This is a genomic window from Paenibacillus sp. P4_E11, assembly GCF_056401635.1.
On record NZ_JBFUIX010000699.1, the window covers coordinates 1 to 590 of the forward strand.

General features: G+C 39.6%; 1 protein-coding gene. It reads right to left on the reverse strand.

Translation table 11 applies throughout. The features are described 5' to 3' along the window. Positions 1-316, reverse strand: a 316-nt coding sequence (locus AC1DWB_RS37000) for a stalk domain-containing protein (protein WP_477546005.1), incomplete at its 3' end; no start/stop codon positions are given. Positions 317-590: the final 274 nt, after the last annotated feature.

The following is a 590-nucleotide window of genomic DNA, read 5'->3' on the forward strand; positions in this document are numbered from 1 at the left end:
CATCCCCATTCAGAATGGCCAAGTTTTCGAGATAATTTTGGGGCAGTTTTGTACGCGGGTCGTTAATTGAAATGATCCTTACTGGGTCATCGAGATAATTAACTTTCGAATTTAAAGCCTCAGCAATGAACCTTACTGGGACATAAGCATGACCATCGTAATTCAATRCAGTGTACTCTGAATCCAAAGCTTTGGTTTCCCCGTTTATGATAAATTTGACTGGAAAACGAACTACCTCCAACATGTCTGATGCATCAACTCGAGTGAACGAAAATAACACTGCTCCTATCACCATGCCCAAGATAAACTTTTTCATAATATCCCCCCCGATTCAACTACATCACTAAACGTTTAGCTGAACTGGTAGTGTTGTGTACTCGTGTCCCGTTGCATAACAACACTTAATATTGTCCAACTATTTTACATACTCTGTAGCAACACCTACCACCACGCCAACAACAAAGACGAGACTGCTATTCGTATACCTGTTGAAGAAACCCGCATTTCGTTCACTCCTTATTTATTATCGCTTTTGAAAGTTATCAACATTACTTTACCAACCCATACACGATGATGGCATATATTTACAT